The sequence below is a fragment of the Streptomyces sp. NBC_00075 genome (assembly GCF_045041225.1).
Lineage (GTDB): Bacteria > Actinomycetota > Actinomycetes > Streptomycetales > Streptomycetaceae > Streptomyces > Streptomyces adonidis.
Genome location: NZ_CP108243.1, coordinates 8342087 through 8360801 on the forward strand (window position 1 = coordinate 8342087; position 18715 = coordinate 8360801).

Below are 18715 nucleotides of genomic sequence, written 5' to 3' on the forward strand. Positions count from 1 at the left end.
AGGGTCCTTCTCGTTTTGGCCTAAGTAGAGGCTGGCTTATCGGGCCAATTACTCAGCTTGACAGCACTGCTAGACTCTTATGCTTGTCAGGCGTGCTTGAGTAGAACTTCTACTTCGACCGGAATGCATCACACGTCGAAGTAGAGCTCGAACTCGTGCGGGTGCGGACGCAGCTGAAGCGGCGCGATCTCGTTCGTGCGCTTGAAGTCGATCCACGTCTCGATCAGGTCCGGCGTGAACACGTCGCCCTGGAGGAGGAACTCGTGGTCGCGCTCCAGGGAGTCGAGGACGGCCGGGAGGGACGTCGGGACCTGGGAGACGCCCGCGTGCTCCTCGGGAGCCAGCTCGTAGAGGTCCTTGTCGATCGGCTCGGCCGGCTCGATCTTGTTCTTGATGCCGTCCAGGCCCGCCAGCAGCAGCGCCGAGAAGGCGAGGTACGGGTTGCCGGAGGAGTCGGGCGCGCGGAACTCGACGCGCTTGGCCTTCGGGTTCGAGCCCGTGATCGGGATACGCATCGCGGCGGAGCGGTTGCGCTGCGAGTACACCAGGTTGACCGGAGCCTCGAAGCCCGGGACCAGACGGTGGTACGAGTTCACCGTCGGGTTGGTGAACGCGAGCAGCGACGGGGCGTGCTTGAGGATGCCGCCGATGTAGTAGCGGGCGGTGTCCGACAGGCCCGCGTAGCCGGCCTCGTCGTAGAAGAGGGGCTGGCCGCCGGTCCACAGGGACTGGTGGACGTGCATGCCCGAGCCGTTGTCGCCGAAGATCGGCTTCGGCATGAAGGTCGCGGTCTTGCCGTTGCGCCACGCCACGTTCTTCACGATGTACTTGAAGAGCTGGAGGTCGTCGGCCGCGGCGAGCAGCGTGTTGAACTTGTAGTTGATCTCGGCCTGGCCGGCGGTGCCCACCTCGTGGTGCTGGCGCTCGACCTGGAGGCCGGAGTTGGCCAGCTCCAGGGAGATCTCGGCACGCAGGTCGGCGAAGTGGTCGACCGGCGGGGTCGGGAAGTAACCGCCCTTGTAGCGGACCTTGTAGCCGCGGTTGTCCTCCAGCGCACCGGTGTTCCAGGCGCCCGCCTCGGAGTCGATGTGGTAGAAGGACTCGTTCTCGCGGGTCGCGAAGCGCACGGAGTCGAAGACGTAGAACTCGGCCTCGGGACCGAAGTACGCGGTGTCCGCGATACCGGTCGACGCCAGGTACGCCTCCGCCTTCTTCGCCACGTTCCGCGGGTCACGGGAGTACTGCTCACCCGTGATCGGGTCGTGGATGAAGAAGTTGATGTTGACCGTCTTGTCCTTGCGGAACGGGTCGACCCGCGCGGTGGACAGGTCGGCGCGGAGCGCCATGTCGGACTCGTGGATGGCCTGGAAGCCGCGGATCGAGGAGCCGTCGAAGGCAAGTTCCTCGTCCGGGTCGAAGGCCGTCGCCGGCAGCGTGAAGTGCTGCATCACACCCGGCAGATCGCAGAATCGGACGTCGACGAACTTGACGTCCTCGTCCGCGATGAACTTCTTGGCCTCGTCGGCGTTCTGGAACATCCAGCTCCTCCTACTCCCGGCCGTCCGTGCCGGGGTGGTAGTTCGTTCGTGCGGCCAGTGCGGTGGCACACGTTGGATCCGACCTTAGGGACAGGTGATTTCTCAGGCATGACCCATTTGTTTCGACCAAGTTAACCGGACTCCGGCCGGGCGACCCACCTGTAGGTATCGAAAATCGGGCGCAGTACGGTGGTCGGGTGGACAACAGGGACGCAATCGGCTCGTGGCTCTCCGGACCGCGCGCAGCCGCGGAGGAAGCCGGTGTCGACTTCGGATACCGGGGCGAACAGCTCGGTCTGCCCGAGGAGGGCCCCGGCTCGATCGCCCGCCCGGGCCGCCGCCTCGGCGCCCTGGCGGTCGACTGGGGCCTGTGCCTCTTGATCGCATACGGCCTGGTCACGGACAGCTATAACGAGGCCGCGCAGGTCTGGGCGCCGCTCATCCTCCTCGCCCTGCTCCTGCTCACCCTGGGCACACTCGGCTTCACCCCGGGCAAGCGGCTCTTCGGCCTCCGGGTCGTCGCCCTGGACACCGGCCGCGTCAGCCCGCTCCGCGCCGCGCTGCGAACGATCCTGTTCTTCCTCGCCCTCCCACCCCTGATCTGGGACCGCGACGGCCGAGGCCTGCACGACCGGCTGGCACGCACGGTGGAGGTCCGGATCTAGCACTTCCGTGCCGTACGACGAGCCGTACGACGATGGGGCGCCCGGAGCAGATCGCTCCGGGCGCCCCATCGTCGTACAACGGGAATGTCGGTGTCAGCGCATCTTGCCGCCGCGCGGCATGCGCATCCCCTTGGGCATCGGGCCCTTGGGCAGTGGCATGTTGCTCATCAGGTCGCCCATCGCCCGCAGCCGGTCGTTGGTGGCGGTCACCTGGGGGCCGGCGAGAACGCGCGGCAGCTTGAGCATCGTCGTACGGAGCTTCTTCAGCTCGATCTGGCCCTCGCCCGTGCCGACCAGCAGGTCGTGCACCGGTACGTCCGCGACGATGCGGGCCATCTTCTTCTTCTCGGCGGCCAGCAGGCTCTTCACCCGGTTCGGGTTGCCCTCGGCGACCAGCACGATGCCGGCCTTGCCGACCGCGCGGTGCACCACGTCCTGGCTGCGGTTCATCGCCACCGCCGGGGTCGTCGTCCAGCCCCGGCCGATGTTGTCCAGCACGGCTGCCGCGGCACCCGGCTGACCCTCCATCTGCCCGAACGCGGCCCGCTCGGCCCGGCGCCCGAACACGATCGCCGTCGCGAGGAAGGCGAGCAGGAGCCCGAGAATTCCGAGATAGATCGGGTGACCGATCAGGAAGCCGATCGCGAGGAAGACACCGAAGGTGAAGATTCCGACAGCCGCGAGTACAAGACCGATCTTCTTGTCGGCCTTGCGGGTCATCTTGTACGTCAGAGCGATCTGCTTGAGTCGCCCGGGGTTCGCGGCGTCCGCCGCGGTTTCCTTCCTCGCCATGCCGTGAAGTCTACGTGGCCTTGGAAGCGCCGACGACGGCGGTGCCGTCGGGAGGCAGTCGGGAAGCGGGGGAGCGGTGCTCAGTGACGGGTGGCCAGGGCCTGCTCGAGGACGCGCTGCGCCTCGACCCGGTCCTTGGCGCGACGGCGGTCCTCCAGGACGGAGGTCCAGGCGTTCTGCCGGGCGGTGCGCTGGCCGCTGCTCATCAGCAGCGACTCGACGGCACGCAGTGCGTCGGTGAACGACGGAATGGGTGTGGCGCGAACGGGCGCGGCCTGCATGGTGGTGTTCCCCCCTCGGAACGGCTCTGGGTAAGGGTGCACATCGTGTAAAGCCAGGGTCACTGATTGGTGTTACCAGGGCGTGACCTGCCGGTCAAACACCGATGAAGCCTTGATACGGAAGGCGAAAACGCCGATGCGGCCCTGACGTATGCCCTCAACTGGGAGGACGGTCAGGACCGCACGGAATCGGCCGTTACTGGCGGGTAGTTACTTGTGCGCGAATTCACACGTCTGCTGCGCCCTTGCTGGGCAGGGCGGGTGACGGTGTGTCAGGCGCCGGGGGACCGGTTCAGACCGCCTGTGAGGCGATGTACGCGCCACCCCGCTGCGGAGCAGCTGATTGACGCAGCTCGACGGCCATCTGGTAGAGGCGGCCGGCGCGGTACGAGGAACGCACCAGCGGGCCGGACATGACCCCGGAGAAGCCGATCTGCTCGGCCTCCTCCTTCAGCTCGACGAACTCGTGCGGCTTCACCCAGCGTTCGACGGGGTGGTGCCGGACGGTCGGACGCAGGTACTGCGTGATGGTGATCAGCTCGCACCCGGCCTCGTGCAACTGCCGGAGCGCCTCACTGACCTCCTCGCGGGTCTCGCCCATGCCGAGGATGAGGTTGGACTTCGTGACCAGACCGTAGTCGCGGGCGTCGGTGATGACCTTGAGCGAGCGGTCGTAGCGGAAGCCCGGGCGGATGCGCTTGAAGATGCGGGGGACCGTCTCGACGTTGTGCGCGAAGACCTCGGGGCGGGAGGAGAAGACCTCGGCCAGCAGCTCCGGTACGGCGTTGAAGTCGGGCGCGAGCAGCTCGACCTTGGTCCGGCCGGCCTCGCGGTCCGCCGTCTGCTCGTGGATCTGGCGGACGGTCTCGGCATACAGCCATGCCCCGCCGTCCTCCAGGTCGTCACGGGCGACGCCGGTGATGGTGGCGTAGTTGAGATCCATGGTGACCACGGACTCGCCGACGCGGCGGGGCTCGTCGCGGTCGAGGGCCTCGGGCTTGCCCGTGTCGATCTGGCAGAAGTCGCAGCGGCGGGTGCACTGGTCGCCGCCGATGAGGAAGGTCGCCTCGCGGTCCTCCCAGCACTCGTAGATGTTGGGGCAGCCGGCTTCCTGGCAGACGGTGTGCAGGCCCTCGCTCTTCACGAGGTTCTGCATCTTCGTGTACTCGGGACCCATTTTCGCCCGGGTCTTGATCCACTCGGGCTTGCGCTCGATGGGGGTCTGGGCGTTCCGGACCTCCAGGCGCAGCATCTTGCGTCCGTCGGGTGCGACTGCGGACACGATGGCTCCCTGTAGCTTCGATTCTTCGGCGTACACCAGGGTACGCCCGTGCGCTTCCCGCCCTACGAGACGGGCAACCTTCGGGAGCGGGGGTGCATTCCCGAGGCCGTTTTTTCTCGCCCCCGCCGCCCCTACCCGTCCCATCCTCGGGGGCTCCGCCCCCGAACCCCCTTGTCCTCAAACGCCGGACGGGCTGACTACCCAGCCCGTCCGGCGTTCGAGGACGAGGCCGTTCAGGCCGACAGCGGGGGTCTGGGGGCGCAGCCCCCAGAAGGATGGGAACGGGTAGGGGCGGCGGGGGCGAAGAACCCCTACGCCGACGCCCGCTCCACCACCCGCGCCCGCAACTCCGCCCCCTCCAGAACCTCCCGCAACCGCCGCTCCACCACCGGCAGCACCTCCCCCACCGTCACATCCCGCCCCAGCTCGTTCGCGAGCGACGTAACCCCCGCGTCGCGAATCCCGCACGGGATGATCCGGTCGAACCACACATTGTCCGGGTTCACGTTCAGCGAGAAGCCGTGCATCGTGACGCCCTTCGCCACCCGGATCCCGATCGCCGCCAGCTTGCGGTCCTCGCGGCGCTGCCCGGCGTTCGAGGGTGCGTACTCGGGGCCGTTCAGCCGGGGGTCGAACTCGTCGTCCGTCAAGCGCGGGTCCAGGTCCAGGGAGAGGCCGCCGAGCGATGCCGCGGGGCGGGACTCCACCGGGTCCCCCAGCACCCACACCCCGCTCCGCCCCTCCACCCGGGACGTCTCGACACCGAACTCCGCGCACGTCCGGATCAGCGCCTCCTCCAGCCGCCGTACATGCGCCACGACGTCCACCGGACGCGGCAGCTTCTGGATGGGGTAGCCCACCAGCTGGCCCGGGCCGTGCCAGGTGATCTTGCCGCCGCGGTCCACGTCGATGACCGGAGTGCCGTCGAGAGGGCGCTCACTCGGGTCGGTACGCCGTCCGGCCGTGTAGACCGGGGGGTGTACGAGGAGCAGGCAGGTGTCGGGGATCTCGTCCGCGAAGCGGGCCGCGTGCACCCGGCGCTGCTCGTCCCAGGCCTCCTGGTAGTCGACGTACTCGACGCCGTCGACGACATCGGTGCCATCGGCGCCCTCCGCGCCGAATCCCATACGGACGAACCGCAACTCACTCACGGCAAGCGCCTCCCCGGCTACCTGGCTCCCTGGTTCCGTCAGGCACATAACGCGCCCAAGCCACTGTACGTCCGCCCGCTTCCCGTCAGTCCGGCGCCCAATCCTCACACGATCGGATGAATGTACGTCGAAATGTGCGATCGGCTGCTTACGCTCCGCTACATTCGCGCCGTTCGCCAGGCCATAAGGGCTGCTCACCAGCAAACCGGGCACATCAGAGGGCCCGAAGGCAGGAGACCGCACCGCAGATGACGGAACGACCCGCGCAGCGCACTCCCAATCGACAGCTCGCCGCGCTCATCGCAGAAGCGGGATTCTCCAACGCGGGTCTGGCCCGTCGGGTCGACCAGCTCGGCCTTGAACACGGACTCGATCTCAGATACGACAAGACATCGGTGACCCGATGGCTGCGTGGACAGCAGCCGCGCGGCACCACCCCCGCCCTCATCGCCGAGGTGTTCACCCGGCGCCTGGGGCGACGCCTCACCGCCCAGGACCTCGGGCTCGACGCCTGCGCGCCCGTCTACGCGGGGCTGGAGTTCGCGGCCACCCCCGAGGAGGCCGTCGACATCGTCAGCGGCCTGTGGCGCAAGGACTCCGGCAGCCATGCCGAGCTGCGCAAGATCGCCTTCACGCCGGCGGGGCTCGTCGTGCCCAGCCGGGACTGGCTGATCGGGCGGCCCGACGACCGGGTGGGACGTGGCGAGCAGCCGCCGCCCGCGGTCCGGGTGCCCGTGCAGGGGCGACCCGGCGTGCCCCGGCAGCGCGGGCAGGCCGAGCGCGGGCCCGGGCAGAAGGTCACCGGCGGCGACATCGCCGCCCTCCGTTCGGTGGGCGAGTTGTTCCGCACCCTCGACGACGCCTACGGGGGCGGCCACGCCAGACAGGCGCTCGTCCGCTACCTCGAACACGAGACCGAGCCCATGCTGCGCGGCACATACGGCGAGCAGACGGGCCGCCGCCTGTTCGCGGCGGCCTCCGATCTCACCCGGCTCGCGGGCTGGACGTCGTACGACATCGCCGCGCACGGCCTCGCCCAGCGCTACTTCGTCCAGGCGCTACGGCTCGCGCAGGCGGCGGGGGACCGGGCGTACGGCTCGTATGTGCTGGCCACGATGAGCCGGCAGGCCGTCTATCTCGGGCACGGGCGGGAGGCCGTGCAGCTCGCGCGGGTGGCCCAGCAGGGAGTCGGTACGACCGCGCCGCCCGTCGTGCAGTCGCTGCTGCACGCGTGCGAGGCGCGCGCGCATGGGGTGCTCGGTGAGGTTCGGGCCTGTACGGCCTCGCTCGTACGGGCCGAGCGCGCGCTCGAAGCGGCGCGGCCCGGTGATGAAGTGCCGCACTGGGCGCGGTTCTTCGACGAGGCGCAGCTTGCCGACGAGTTCGGGCACTGCCACCGTGATCTCCAGCAGTTCCGGGCCGCCGCGCAGCATGCGGAGCGCTCGTTGCAGCTGCGTGCGCCCGCTTTCGCCCGCAGCCGGCTCTTCTGCCGGGTCGTGCTCGCCTCGGCCCGGCTGGGCCTGGGTGAGCTGGACCAGGCCTGTCAGTTGGGGGCCGAGGCTGCGGGGGCGGCGGCGGAGATGCGGTCGGTGCGGGCGTCGGAGTATGTGCGGGACTTCGAGCGGCGGTTGGAGCCGTATCGGGACGCGGCGCCCGTCAGGGGGTACCGGGACAAGGTTGCTGCGCTCGGGTAGTCGGTTCGGTGCGGCGCCGTCGTGGCTGGTCGCGCAGTTCCCCGCGCCCCTGAAGGGGCGCGGTCGAACCGTCGCTATCAGGCCCGCGCCCGCTCAGGCCGCCTCTGCTGTCGCCGTCGTACACCTCGGCAACGGCTCCGGTACCCGCACCGGGTCCGCGCCCAAATCCGTCAGGATCGCTGACGCGGCCCGGTGGCCGGAGTGCAGGGCGCCCTGGACGGTGCTGGTGTCCCGGTGGTCGCCGCATACGTACAGGCCTGCCAGGAGGCGTACCGGGCGGCGTAGGTCGTGGGGTGGGCGCATTGCCGGTACCGCCTCGGCGGTGTGGTGGACGGCGAGGGTCTCCCAGTGGGTGGTCGACATGCCGTAGAGGCGGGACAGGTGGGCTCGTACCGCCGTGTCCACGTCCTGTGGAGGGGGGCCCAGCACCGTCGACGAGATCAGCGGGCGGCCCGCGGGGGAGCGGGACGGGTCCACGCGGCTGATCACCGACGTGTGTGCGACCGGGCCCCGGCGGTCCGCGTCCAGGAGCAGGAACGCGCCGGTCTCCGGGGGCTCGTCGGTCGTGTGGTGGACGACGGTCACCGGGTGGAAGTCGGGTACGCGCAGGCCGGGCAGCAGATCGGCGGCGGCGCGGGCGTCGGTCGCCACCAGGAGGGCCCGGCAGCGCAGTTCGCCGTGGTCGGCGGTGGTCACGAGGTTGGTGGCGATGGACGTGACCCGCACCCCGGTGTGCACCGTGCCCGGCGGCAGTGTCCGCGCCAGCAGCTCCGGCAGGGTCTCCGCGCCGCCCTCCGGCACACACAGCCGGCCGCTCGCGAACGCCCGCAGCGCGAGATCCGCGCACCGGCTCGACGTGGTCAGCTCGGGGTCGCAGAGCAGCGCGGCGAGCAGCGGGCGCAGGAAGCCCTCGATCGTCCGTGCGGGCAGGCCGCGGTTGGCCAGGGCGCGGGCGGCCGGTAGCTCGGGGCGGGCCAGTAGGCGCTGTACGGGGACGGCGGCGAGCCGGCCCAGTGCGGCGCCCAGCCGGGCTTGGTCGACCGCTCCGCCGACCGCCCCGGCGAGCGGTGCGCCGGTGCGCGCCCCCGCCGATGCCACCGGCCGGGGGGACCTGGCCGCCCGCGCCGGCCTGGGGGCGCTCGCCAGGGCGCGCACCGCACCGAGTGCGCCCCGTGCGCCCCCGCCGCTCAGCGGAGCGCCCGCGCGGTGCCTGCGTCCGTCGCTGTGCACCAGGACACCGGGTGCGAAGGGACGCAGGACGAGTGCGTCGAGGCCCGGGGTCAGCCGCAGTTCGGGGTACGACGTGGACAGCAGCTGCCCGATCCGGTCGAGCCGGAAACCGTCGACCTTCTCGGTCGCCATCCGGCCCCCGACGTAAGGGGCGGCCTCCAGGACCGCGGTCGTTACTCCTGCGCTGGTCAGCCGATGGGCGGCCGCGAGTCCGGCGACCCCGGCCCCCACGATGACGACGTCCGCCTGGTACGCGGGCTCAAGCACGTGCCCTCCCTCGATCGCGGTGTGACGCGGCCGGTCAGGGCTCCGCTGCCCCAACAGGCGTACGGGATAAGCGAGTTCGGTCGTTCGGACCGTTCGGACCGAGAGTAGGGCGGCTCGCGGCGGGCGGAAGTCGCGCATGAACAGGGCACGGTCGCACAGCGGTCGCATGCCGTCGCACACGGTCAACCGGGGTGCGGACCCGGGGCGCGGAGGGGGATCAGGCGAGCGCCGCCCGGATCGCGTCGTCTATCTCCGGGAACGCGAACGTGAACCCGGACTCGAGGAGCCGCTTCGGCAGCACGCGCGCGCTGCCGAGCACATCGCCGGACATCTCGCCCAGCACCAGCCGCAGCACGGGCGAGGGCACCGTGAAGAGCGTCGGCCGGTGCAGCACACGCCCCATCGCCGCCGTGATCTCGCGGTTGGTGAGCGGCTGGGGTGCGGTCAGGTTGAACGGCCCGGACAGCCCGTCGGTGTCGATGAGATGCCGGATCGCGGCCACCTCGTCGTGCAGCGAGACGAACGACCAGTACTGCCGCCCGTCGCCCATCCGCCCGCCGAGGCCCGCCTTGAACAGCGGAAACAGCTTGGCCCAGGCCCCGCCCGCGCGCGCCACCACCAGCCCGGTCCGCGCGAAGGCCGTCCGGACGCCCGCCTCCTGGGCCGGGCCCGTGGCCGCCTCCCACTCCACGCACAGGGACGGCAGGAAACCGTCCCCCGCGGGGGCGTCCTCGTCCACGGACCGCTCGCCGGTCTCCCCGTAGTAGCCCATCGCGCTGCCGTTCACGAAGACCCGCGGCGGCTCGTCCAGCGAGGCGACCGCCTCGGCGAGCGTCGCCGTCCCCAGGAGACGGCTCTCCCGGATCGTCCGCTTGTACGAGTCCGTCCAGCGCCGGTCCCCGACCCCCGCCCCGGCCAGGTTCACCACGGCGTCGCAGCCCACGAGCCCGGCCGTGTCGACCGTCCGCCCCGCGGGGTCCCAGCGGACCTCGTCCTTCGTCCGGGGCGCACGCCGTACCAGGCGGCGCACCTCGTGCCCGTCGGCGGTCAGGGACCGCACCAGGGCCGTACCGATGAGACCGGACGCACCGGCCACCACGATTCGCGAGCGTTCCATGGTCCTATCCTGCGCCACCTGCCCCTGACCCGTTGTCGTACCCCCGCTCTACAGTGATCTCCATGCCGCCCGACTCACAGCGATCACACCAGCGGAACGACGCGTACGGGAGCGGCGAGCCGTTCGTGCGCCTCGCCCAACCCGACGACGAGGACGTCCTCGGCCGGCTCGACCGCGCCACCTGGTCCACCCTGCACGCCGTCTCGCCCCGGCCCAGACAGCCGTACACCCCGTTCTTCAGCGAGAACTCCGAACCGGGCGACCATCTCGTCGCGGTGGCCGGTGACGGTCTGGTCGTGGGCTATGTCAAGCTCGCCCGGCCCACCCCGCTCGCGTCGAACGCGCATGTCCGGCAGATCCAGGGGCTCGCCGTCGCCGACGAGGCGCGTGGCATGGGCGTGGGGCGGCTGCTGATCCGGGCCGCCGTGGCCGAGGCCCGCAGCCGGGGCGCCCTGCGCCTCTCGCTGCGCGTCCTCGGACACAACACCCCGGCCCGCAGGCTGTACGAGTCGGAGGGCTTCGTCGTCGAGGGCATACAGCCCAGGGAGTTCCTCCTGGACGGGGAGTTCGTGGACGACGTACTCATGGGCCGGGAGCTGTAGCCACCAAGGAGCAGCCAAGGAGCCGCCAGGACGTCTACGACGTGACCAGGTCGCCCGTGTCCACCGGTGTCGTCGAGGCCGCCGCGCGTTCGGCGTCACCGGAGACCTCGTCCACCGTCAGGACGTAGCCCGTCTCGTCGTCGGACGTGGAGCGGGCGAAGACCACGCCGTACACCTCGCCGTCCGTGGTGAGGAGCGGGCCGCCGGAGTTGCCGGGGCGGACGGTCGAGCGGATCGAGTAGATCTCGCGGGTCACCGTCTCGTCGTTGTAGATGTTCTGGCCCCGCGCCCGCACCTTGTCGGCGACCGTCGCCGCCTGGAGATTCAGGTCGCCGTCCTGCGGATAGCCCGCGACCACCGCCGAGTCGCCCCGCTTCGCGCTGTCGTCGAAGCGCAGCACGGGGGCGCGCAGATCGGGGACGTACAGCACGGCCACGTCCTTGTCGGGGTCGAAGAGCACCACCCGCGCCTCGTACGCCGTCCCGACGCCGCCCACCCGGACGGTCGGGTCGTCGATGCCCGCCACCACATGGGCGTTGGTCATCACATGCCGGGCGGAGTAGACGAAACCGCTGCCCTCGCGGCCCTGGTTGCCCGCGACGCCCTCGATCTTGACCGTGCTCATCTTGGCCGCGTTCGTCGCGCTCGCCGTGACACTGTCCCCGGTGGGCTTGGCGACACTCGTCGCCGGTTCGTTCTCGAAGGGGTTGAAGACCTGCGGGAAGCCCGCCTGGGTGAGCGCGGACGTGGCCCGGGAGAACCAGGTCGGGGTGGTCTCCGGCATCGCGTCCTGCACCGCGCCCAGCAGCGCCGAGTCCCGGATCGCCGTCGTGACCAGCGGCGAGGAGGAGGCACCGAGGACGCTCGCGGCCACCCAGGACACCATCAGCACGGCGATCGCGTTGGCCACGGCCCCGCCGACCCCGTCGGCGACCCGCAGCGGCCCCTGGTCCAGCTCGCGGCGCAGCTTCAGCGCGAATCTGCCCATCAGCTCATGACCCACCACCGCAGGCACCAGCACCGTGAGCACGGCCGTCACCGTGGCACCGGGCGTCCCGGACTCGACCAGCTCCATGATCCACGGCAGCACCCACACCCCGATGACGGCGCCGCCCACGAACCCCGCCAGTGAGACACAGCCCGCCACCAGGCCACGCCGGTAACCGGACGCGGCATAGCCGAGGATCACCAGCAACAGCAGGATGTCGAGCAGGTCCACTCCGGCCGCCTTTCTCCTGGACCCCTTGGTCCCCCTGTACATGCGGTTTACATGCGGTAGTACGCGCGGGACGGGTCCGGTGATCAGCCGCCGCCCACTCCCACAGGCGCTTCAGATCCCCGGACCTCTAAAAACGTCCCGGACCGGGACGTTGGTTCCACCAAGTGGCACACCACACATCGCGGGCGGAACGGAACCGACCCACAGTTGGGCCCATGGGTTCCAAGGGGTCCATGGGCGACTCGCGTGTTCGCCGCGTGCCGGGCCCCGCCCGCGCGGTGCTCGCCTGCCTGCCCGGAATCGCCGCCGCCGTCGGCCTGGTCCTGTGCGCGGCAGGCATCGACCGGACGACCGCGCGTCCCGCCCACCCCGTCGCGGCCCGCCCGGCCGTCGCCCACCCCGCCGCCAAGCCGCGCATCGTGCCCCGTACCGCCTGGATCGCGGACGCCGAACGCAGCCAGCCGCCGCCGCGCTACGACGACCGGGTCGTCGCCGTGTTCATCCACCACACCGACTCCCCCAACGGCTACGACTGCGCCGACGCGCCCCGCATCATCCGCTATCTGTACGCGGGCCAGACCGGCAGCCGGGACTGGGACGACATCGGCTACAACTTCGTCGTCGACCGCTGCGGCACCATCTACGAGGGCCGCGCGGGCGGCGTGGACCGCCCCGTCACCGGCGCCCACACTCAAGGCTTCAACCACCGCACCACCGGCATCGCCGCCCTCGGCACCTTCACCGCGGGCGTACCCGTGCCGCAGGCCATGACCGACGCGATCGCCGCCCTCGCCGCCTGGAAACTCGGCCTCTCGGGCGTCGACCCGCGCACCCGCGTCCCCCTGGTCTCCAGCAACAGCCTGAGCCGCTACCGCTCCGGCACCAAGGTCTCCCTGCCCGCCCTGGCGGGCCACACGGAGGGCTATATGACGAGCTGCCCGGGCGCCGCCCTCACGGCCCGCCTCCCGGCGATCAGACAGACGGCGGCACGCCTTCAGGGCAGACGATGAGGCGGCAGCCGAAAAGGGCTCACAGGTACAGCACAGCGCACTCAACGGGGCGCCCCAACTCCCGGTCCTACCTTCGTCGTACGCACTGACTGGAGGTGGGGATCATGAGCAGCAGCAGTCGTACGAACCCGCTGGAGCGGACCGGCGGCAAGAGGTCTTCCGGCGGCTGGGTCGGGGGAGCGCGGGGTCCGTGGACCGTGCTCTGCGCGGTGGCGACGGTCGTCCTGGGCCCGGCGGCGGTCACGGCCTCCGCCCTCGACCAGGCCAACGCGGCTCCCATGCACCACGCGGTACGGGCCGACCAGACGCAGCAGGCGTACATCCCGTCGGACCTGACCCGCAGGCGCACGGCGGTATGACGAACGGGGCCCGTGGGCGGGTCAGCCGCCCTTGAAGCGCTGCCACAACTTGGGGAACCGGTCGGCGAGCGCCCCTTCGTCCGCGAGGTCGATCGGCGTGCCCTCGGGCTCCGCGGGCGCGGGCGGAATACCCAGATCCGGGGTGACGGTGCCGGTGAGCTGCTCGTACGCCTCGTCGGCCGCGTAGCCCAGCTCCTCGCCGTCCCCGTCGATCTCGTCGTCGAAGTCGTCGAGCAGATCGGCGAGCGAGTCGGGATCGCCGTGCAGAGCGCCCTCGAAAACCTCCCGGCCCTGCCCGATCAGCCAGCACCGGAAGAAGTCGAAGCCGTCCTCGCCGGCCCCGTCGAGCAGCACCCGGGCGGCGCCCCACAGGTCCCAGCGGTAGGCGCGGTTGTAGCGCGACTCGAAGTGCCGGGCGAAGTCGAGGACCGAGTCCGGATCGAGCTGGAGCAACCGCTCGACCAGCAGATCGGCCTGATCCTCGGGGTCACCCTCGGCGGCCTCACGGGTCGCGTCCACCAGCTCCCAGAACTCCGTCTCGTCCATCACGGGTCCAGCATCGGCCCTGGGGGAGAGGCGCGCACGTGGAGCTGCACGGATTGTGATGGGGTGTACAGGGCGGTGAGCCGTCGTGCGTCCTGTGCGAACCGCGTCCGCAGTTCCGGCGGAGCCAGCACCTCCGCCTCCGGCCCGAGCGCCGCCAGCTGCGAATGGGCGACCTCCGCCGACTCGACCCCGAGCGTCACGGTGACCCGGCCCTGGTCGTCCGGGTCGCCGCAGGCGGACAGCGCGTCCCTGGCAGCAACAGGATCGACGGCGTACGGCAGTCTGCGCGCCCCTTCCGCAGAGAGCCGTACGACGACCTCCGCGCGCAGGATCGACCGGGCGAACTGCGCCGCGCGCTCCGCCCAGAACGCGGGGAGGTCGAAGGTGTCGTCGCGGGTGAAGCGCTCGCGCTCCGCGGACACCTGGACCGAGGAGAACCGGTCCACGCGGTACACCCGAAAGGGACCAGGACCGGTGTGCTCCGGCACCCGGGCGCACAGATACCAGACGCCTGCCTTGAGGACGAGCCCGTACGGCTCCAGCGTGCGCTCCACGTCGGTGTCGGCGGGGCCGCGACGGTAGCGGGCCAGGACCGTACGGTCGTCCCACACGGCTTCCGCGACGGTGGGCAGCGACTCGGGGGTGGGGGGTTCGCTGAACCAGGCGGGGGCGTCCAGGTGGAAGCGTTGGGCCGCTGTGCGGGGGGTGTCGTGGAGGGCGGGCTGGAGCGCGGCGGCCACCTTGAGGCGGGCCGCCGAGGCGGCGTCCTCCAGGCCCATCTCGCGCAGGGCGCCCGGGACTCCGCTCAGGAACAGGGCCTCGGCCTCGCTGCGGGCCAGTCCGGTGAGACGGGTGCGGTACCCGCCGACCAGCCGATACCCGCCGACCCGCCCCCGGTCCGCGTACACGGGCACGCCCGCCTCGGACAGCGCCTGCGCGTCCCGGGCGACGGTCCGCTCGGAGACCTCCAGCTCCCGGGCCAGCTCGGCGGCGGTCATGGCGGGCCGGGCCTGAAGAAGCAGCACCATCTTGATGAGACGAGCAGCACGCATGGAGCCCATGATGCCGGGTTGTCTCGCCCCCGCCGCCCCTACCCGTTCCCATCCCTGGGGGCTGCGCCCCCAGACCCCCCTTCGTCCTCAAACGCCGGACGGGCTGAGTCAGTCAGCCCGTCCGGCGTTTGAGGACAAGGCCCGTTCAGGGCCGGAGCGGGGGTCTGGGGGCGGCAGCCCCCAGGGATGGGACGGGTAGGGGCGGCGGGGGCGAAGAAACTGCGGGTGCCTACAGCCCGTACCGCTCCCGCGCCTCCTTCACCGCCGTCGCCTTCACTTCACCCCGCCGAGCCAGCTGCGCCAACGCCGCGACGACGATCGACTCCGCGTCCACCCCGAAGTACCGCCGCGCAGCATCCCGCGTGTCCGACAGACCGAATCCGTCCGCGCCCAGCGACGAGTAGTCCTGCTCGACCCACTGCGCGATCTGGTCGGGCACCTGGCGCATGTAGTCCGACACCGCCAGCACCGGGCCCTCGGCACCCTGGAGCACCTGACGGACGTACGGCACCCGCTCCTCGCCCCGCAGCAGCGCCGCATCCGCCTCCAACGCATCCCGCCGCAGCTCCGTCCAGGACGTCGCCGACCACACGTCCGCCGCCACACCCCACTCCTCGGCGAGCAGCCGCTGCGCCTTCAGGGCCCAGTGGATCGCCGTACCGGAGCCGAGCAACTGGATGCGCGGCGCGTTGGCCGCCGGGGACAACCCCGCCGACTCCGCCGTGTTGAAGCGGTACAGCCCCTTGACGATGCCCTCGTCGATGTCGACACCCGACCCCGCCGGCTTCGCGGGCTGCGGGATCGGCTCGTTGTAGACCGTCAGGTAGTAGAAGACGTTCGGGTCCTCGCCGGGCGCAGCCTCGCCGTACATCCGGCGGAGGCCGTCCTTCACGATCACCGCGACCTCGTACGCGAACGCCGGGTCGTACGACAGCGCCGCCGGGTTCGTCGCGGCGATGACGGGGGAGTGACCGTCCGCGTGCTGGAGGCCTTCGCCCGTCAGCGTCGTACGGCCCGCCGTCGCGCCCACCAGGAAGCCGCGGCCGAGCTGGTCGCCGAGCTGCCACATCTGGTCGGCCGTGCGCTGCCAGCCGAACATCGAGTAGAAGATGTAGAAGGGGATCATCGCTTCGCCGTGCGTCGAGTACGACGTCGACGCGGCGATGAAGTCCGCCATGGAACCGGCCTCGGTGATCCCCTCGTTGAGGATCTGGCCGTCCTTGGCCTCCTTGTAGTACATCAGCTGGTCACGGTCGACCGGCTCGTACGTCTGGCCCTTGGGGGAGTAGATACCGAGGGACGGGAAGAGGCTCTCCATGCCGAACGTGCGTGCCTCGTCCGGCACGATCGGTACCCAGCGCTTGCCCGTCTCCTTGTCGCGGACCAGGTCCTTGACCAGGCGTACGAAGGCCATCGTCGTCGCCACGTTCTGCGAGCCGGATCCCTTGTCGAACGACGTGAACGTCTTGTCGGCGGGGGCGGGGAGTGCTGCCAGCGGCTGTGTGCGGCGGGCCGGAGCCGGGCCGCCGAGGGCCGCGCGGCGCTCCTGGAGGTAGCGGACCTCGGGGGAGTCGGCGCCCGGGTGGCCGTAGGGGACCACACCGTCGACGAAGTCGCTGTCCTTGATGGGGAGTTCGAGCAGATCACGCATCTGCTTGAACTCGTCCACCGTCAGCTTCTTCATCTGGTGGTTGGCGTTCTTCGACGCGAAGCCCTCGCCGAGAGTGAAGCCCTTGACCGTCTGGGCCAGGATCACCGTCGGCGCGCCCTTGTGCGCGAGCGCCGCCCTGTAGGCCGCGTACACCTTGCGCGACTCATGGCCACCGCGCGAGAGGTGGAAGCACTCCAGGATCTTGTCGTCGCTCAGCAGCTTCGCCATCTCGGCGAGCGCCGGGTCCTTGCCGAAGAAGTCGGCGCGGATGTAGGCGGCGTCACGGGTCTGGTACGTCTGCACCTGGGCGTCCGGCACCTCACGGAGCCTGCGCACCAGCGCGCCTGTCGTGTCGAGCTGGAACAGCTCGTCCCACGCCGTACCCCACAGGGTCTTGATGACGTTCCAGCCCGCGCCGCGGAACTGCGCCTCCAGCTCCTGCACGATCTTGAAGTTCGCGCGGACCGGGCCGTCGAGGCGCTGGAGGTTGCAGTTGATGACGAAGGTCAGGTTGTCCAGGCCCTCGCGGGAGGCCAGCGCCAGTGCCGCCGTCGACTCCGGCTCGTCCATCTCGCCGTCACCGAGGAACGCCCACACGTGGGACGCGGAGACGTCCTTGATGCTGCGACTGGTGAGGTAGCGGTTGAAGCGTGCCTGGTAGATCGCCGAGAGCGGGCCGAGGCCCATCGACACCGTCGGGAACTCCCACAGCCAGGGCAGCCGGCGCGGGTGCGGATACGACGGGAGGCCGTTGCCGCCCGACTCGCGGCGGAAGTTGTCGAGGTGGCCCTCGTTCAGCCGGCCGTCGAGGAAGGCGCGGGCGTAGATACCGGGGGAGGCGTGGCCCTGGATGTACAGCTGGTCTCCGGAACCGTCGCCCTCCTTGCCCCGGAAGAAGTGGTTGAAGCCCGTCTCGTACAGCCAGGCGGCCGAGGCGAAGGTGGCGATGTGGCCGCCGACGCCGTGTTTGCTGCCCCGGGTCACCATGGCAGCCGCGTTCCAGCGGTTCCACGCGGTGATCCGGTGCTCCATCGCCTCGTCGCCGTCCACGACGGGCTCGGCGGCGGTCGGGATGGTGTTGACGTAGTCCGTCTCCAGGAGCTTGGGCAGCGCGATGCCGTTGCCCTCGGCGCGCTCCAGTGTGCGGCGCATCAGATACGCGGCACGGTGCGGCCCGGCCGCCTTGGTGACCGCGTCCAGCGAGGCCTGCCATTCGGCGGTCTCTTCGGGGTCGCGGTCAGGGAGCTGGTCGAGCTCGCTCGGCTGGATGGCCTTGGGGTCGGTCATGTCGCCGCCTTCCTCGGTCGAAGGGGGGTGCCCATGGTCTTTGGCAGGACAGGGCTGTGGGTCCTTGTGGGGACCCGTCGGTGACAATAACTCTCTGATCGATGATCGATCAAAGGGGTGAAGGGCAAAACCTCTTGATCACGAGAAAGTAGGCACGGGGTGCCTTGCGGGCGGGCACGGGGTGCCGCGATTTCCCGGGGTTTTCGCAGGTGAGCGCCTATGGGCTCGCTTGCGTCACGGGCGCGGCGCGCACCCCAGCACATGCGCCTTCACCAGCTCCGCGATCCGCGGATCCCGGCGGCGGAATGCGGCGACCAGCTCCTCGTGCTCCTCCGCGTACGACTGCTGGACCGTTCCCAGCCAGCGGATCGACAGGGCCGTGAACACCTCGATGCCCAGCCCTTCCCAGGTGTGCAGCAGCACCGAGTTCCCGGCCGCGCGCACCATCTCGCGGTGGAACGCCACCGTGTGCCGGACCTGGCCGGTTCCGTCCGCCGCGCGGTCGGCCTCGTATAGGGCGGCCACATGCGGTTCGAGGGCCGAGCAGTCGTCCGCCAGCTTCGCCGCCGCCAGCTCGGCCGCGATGGCCTCCAGACCGGCCCGGACGGGGTAACTCTCCTCCAGGTCGGCGGCGGTCAGATTCCGTACCCGCACGCCCTTGTTGGGGGCCGACTCGATCAGCCGCAGCGACTCCAGCTCGCGCAGCGCCTCCCGTACGGGGGTCTGGCTGACCTCCAGCTCGGTCGCGATCCGGCGCTCGACGATCCGCTCGCCCGGCTTCCAGCGCCCGCTGACGATCCCCTCCACGATGTGCTCGCGGATCTGCTCGCGCAGCGAGTGGACGACGGGCGCGGTCATGAGGGCTCCTTGAGGGAGGGGCTTCGGCCCCAGGGGCGTTGACCTATAGACAATACGGCCGCGTCCCTGTCCAGAGGGTTTCCGGGCGCGAGTGCGGGCGTCCGTGAGACGAGC

Annotated in this window: 17 protein-coding genes; 5 read left to right on the plus strand and 12 right to left on the minus strand. The window is 70.6% G+C overall.

Annotated elements, in window-relative coordinates:
* Positions 1-128: 128 nt before the first annotated feature.
* Positions 129-1538: a type I glutamate--ammonia ligase gene (glnA, locus tag OG787_RS36540; RefSeq protein ID WP_235479713.1), complete on the minus strand. Its 1410-nt coding sequence runs from the start codon at positions 1536-1538 to the stop codon at positions 129-131.
* 197 nt (positions 1539-1735) lie between these two features.
* Here glnA and OG787_RS36545 point away from each other — a divergent pair, with 197 nt between their 5' ends.
* Positions 1736-2203, plus strand: coding sequence for an RDD family protein (locus OG787_RS36545; protein ID WP_235479714.1), 468 nt, complete (start codon positions 1736-1738; stop codon positions 2201-2203).
* A gap of 93 nt (positions 2204-2296) precedes the next feature.
* Here the strand turns inward: OG787_RS36545 and OG787_RS36550 are convergent, their stop codons facing one another.
* The 4 genes from OG787_RS36550 to lipB all read right to left on the minus strand — a co-directional run bounded on the left by OG787_RS36550 (position 2297) and on the right by lipB (position 5709).
* On the minus strand, positions 2297-2995 hold the full coding sequence (locus tag OG787_RS36550; protein WP_105975996.1) for a DUF4191 domain-containing protein: 699 nt from the start codon (positions 2993-2995) through the stop codon (positions 2297-2299).
* Positions 2996-3075: 80 nt separating this feature from the next.
* On the minus strand, positions 3076-3276 hold the full coding sequence (locus OG787_RS36555) for a hypothetical protein (RefSeq protein ID WP_235479716.1): 201 nt from the start codon (positions 3274-3276) through the stop codon (positions 3076-3078).
* A 292-nt stretch (positions 3277-3568) separates the two neighbouring features.
* Positions 3569-4558: a lipoyl synthase gene (gene lipA, locus OG787_RS36560; protein ID WP_405538113.1), complete on the minus strand. Its 990-nt coding sequence runs from the start codon at positions 4556-4558 to the stop codon at positions 3569-3571.
* 311 nt (positions 4559-4869) lie between these two features.
* On the minus strand, positions 4870-5709 hold the full coding sequence (gene lipB / locus OG787_RS36565) for a lipoyl(octanoyl) transferase LipB (protein ID WP_405538115.1): 840 nt from the start codon (positions 5707-5709) through the stop codon (positions 4870-4872).
* Positions 5710-5957: 248 nt separating this feature from the next.
* Here lipB and OG787_RS36570 point away from each other — a divergent pair, with 248 nt between their 5' ends.
* Positions 5958-7403, plus strand: coding sequence for a regulator (locus OG787_RS36570; protein WP_369037851.1), 1446 nt, complete (start codon positions 5958-5960; stop codon positions 7401-7403).
* Between the two features lie 93 nt (positions 7404-7496).
* On the opposite strand, the gene OG787_RS36575 is transcribed toward OG787_RS36570, so the two are convergent.
* Positions 7497-8900, minus strand: a complete 1404-nt coding sequence (locus OG787_RS36575; protein ID WP_405538118.1) for an NAD(P)/FAD-dependent oxidoreductase — start codon at positions 8898-8900, stop codon at positions 7497-7499.
* Between the two features lie 217 nt (positions 8901-9117).
* Positions 9118-10017, minus strand: a complete 900-nt coding sequence (locus tag OG787_RS36580; RefSeq protein ID WP_369037853.1) for a TIGR01777 family oxidoreductase — start codon at positions 10015-10017, stop codon at positions 9118-9120.
* Positions 10018-10079: 62 nt separating this feature from the next.
* On the opposite strand from OG787_RS36580, the gene OG787_RS36585 reads away from it, so the two are divergent.
* A complete protein-coding gene (locus OG787_RS36585; RefSeq protein WP_369037854.1) occupies positions 10080-10619 on the plus strand; it encodes an N-acetyltransferase family protein in 540 nt (179 codons plus the stop codon).
* Positions 10620-10653: 34 nt separating this feature from the next.
* Here the strand turns inward: OG787_RS36585 and OG787_RS36590 are convergent, their stop codons facing one another.
* Entirely contained in the window at positions 10654-11838 is a 1185-nt protein-coding gene (locus OG787_RS36590) for a MarP family serine protease (RefSeq protein WP_369037855.1), read from the minus strand.
* A 233-nt stretch (positions 11839-12071) separates the two neighbouring features.
* Here OG787_RS36590 and OG787_RS36595 point away from each other — a divergent pair, with 233 nt between their 5' ends.
* Positions 12072-12848, plus strand: a complete 777-nt coding sequence (locus tag OG787_RS36595; RefSeq protein WP_369037858.1) for a peptidoglycan recognition protein — start codon at positions 12072-12074, stop codon at positions 12846-12848.
* 104 nt (positions 12849-12952) lie between these two features.
* The gene (locus tag OG787_RS36600) at positions 12953-13207 is read left to right on the plus strand and encodes a hypothetical protein (RefSeq protein ID WP_369037856.1); all 255 of its coding nucleotides are present in this window, start codon (positions 12953-12955) and stop codon (positions 13205-13207) included.
* Between the two features lie 21 nt (positions 13208-13228).
* On the opposite strand, the gene OG787_RS36605 is transcribed toward OG787_RS36600, so the two are convergent.
* From OG787_RS36605 to OG787_RS36620, 4 genes are all read right to left on the minus strand, one after another.
* Positions 13229-13753, minus strand: coding sequence for a DUF4240 domain-containing protein (locus tag OG787_RS36605; RefSeq protein ID WP_235480195.1), 525 nt, complete (start codon positions 13751-13753; stop codon positions 13229-13231).
* A complete protein-coding gene (locus OG787_RS36610) occupies positions 13753-14805 on the minus strand; it encodes a helix-turn-helix transcriptional regulator (RefSeq protein WP_369037857.1) in 1053 nt (350 codons plus the stop codon). The genes OG787_RS36605 and OG787_RS36610 overlap by 1 nt, the downstream gene beginning before the upstream one ends.
* 229 nt (positions 14806-15034) lie before the next feature.
* A complete protein-coding gene (gene aceE, locus OG787_RS36615; RefSeq protein WP_405538119.1) occupies positions 15035-17743 on the minus strand; it encodes a pyruvate dehydrogenase (acetyl-transferring), homodimeric type in 2709 nt (902 codons plus the stop codon).
* Between the two features lie 234 nt (positions 17744-17977).
* Positions 17978-18601: a GntR family transcriptional regulator gene (locus tag OG787_RS36620; RefSeq protein ID WP_369036745.1), complete on the minus strand. Its 624-nt coding sequence runs from the start codon at positions 18599-18601 to the stop codon at positions 17978-17980.
* Between the last annotated feature and the right edge of the window lie 114 nt (positions 18602-18715).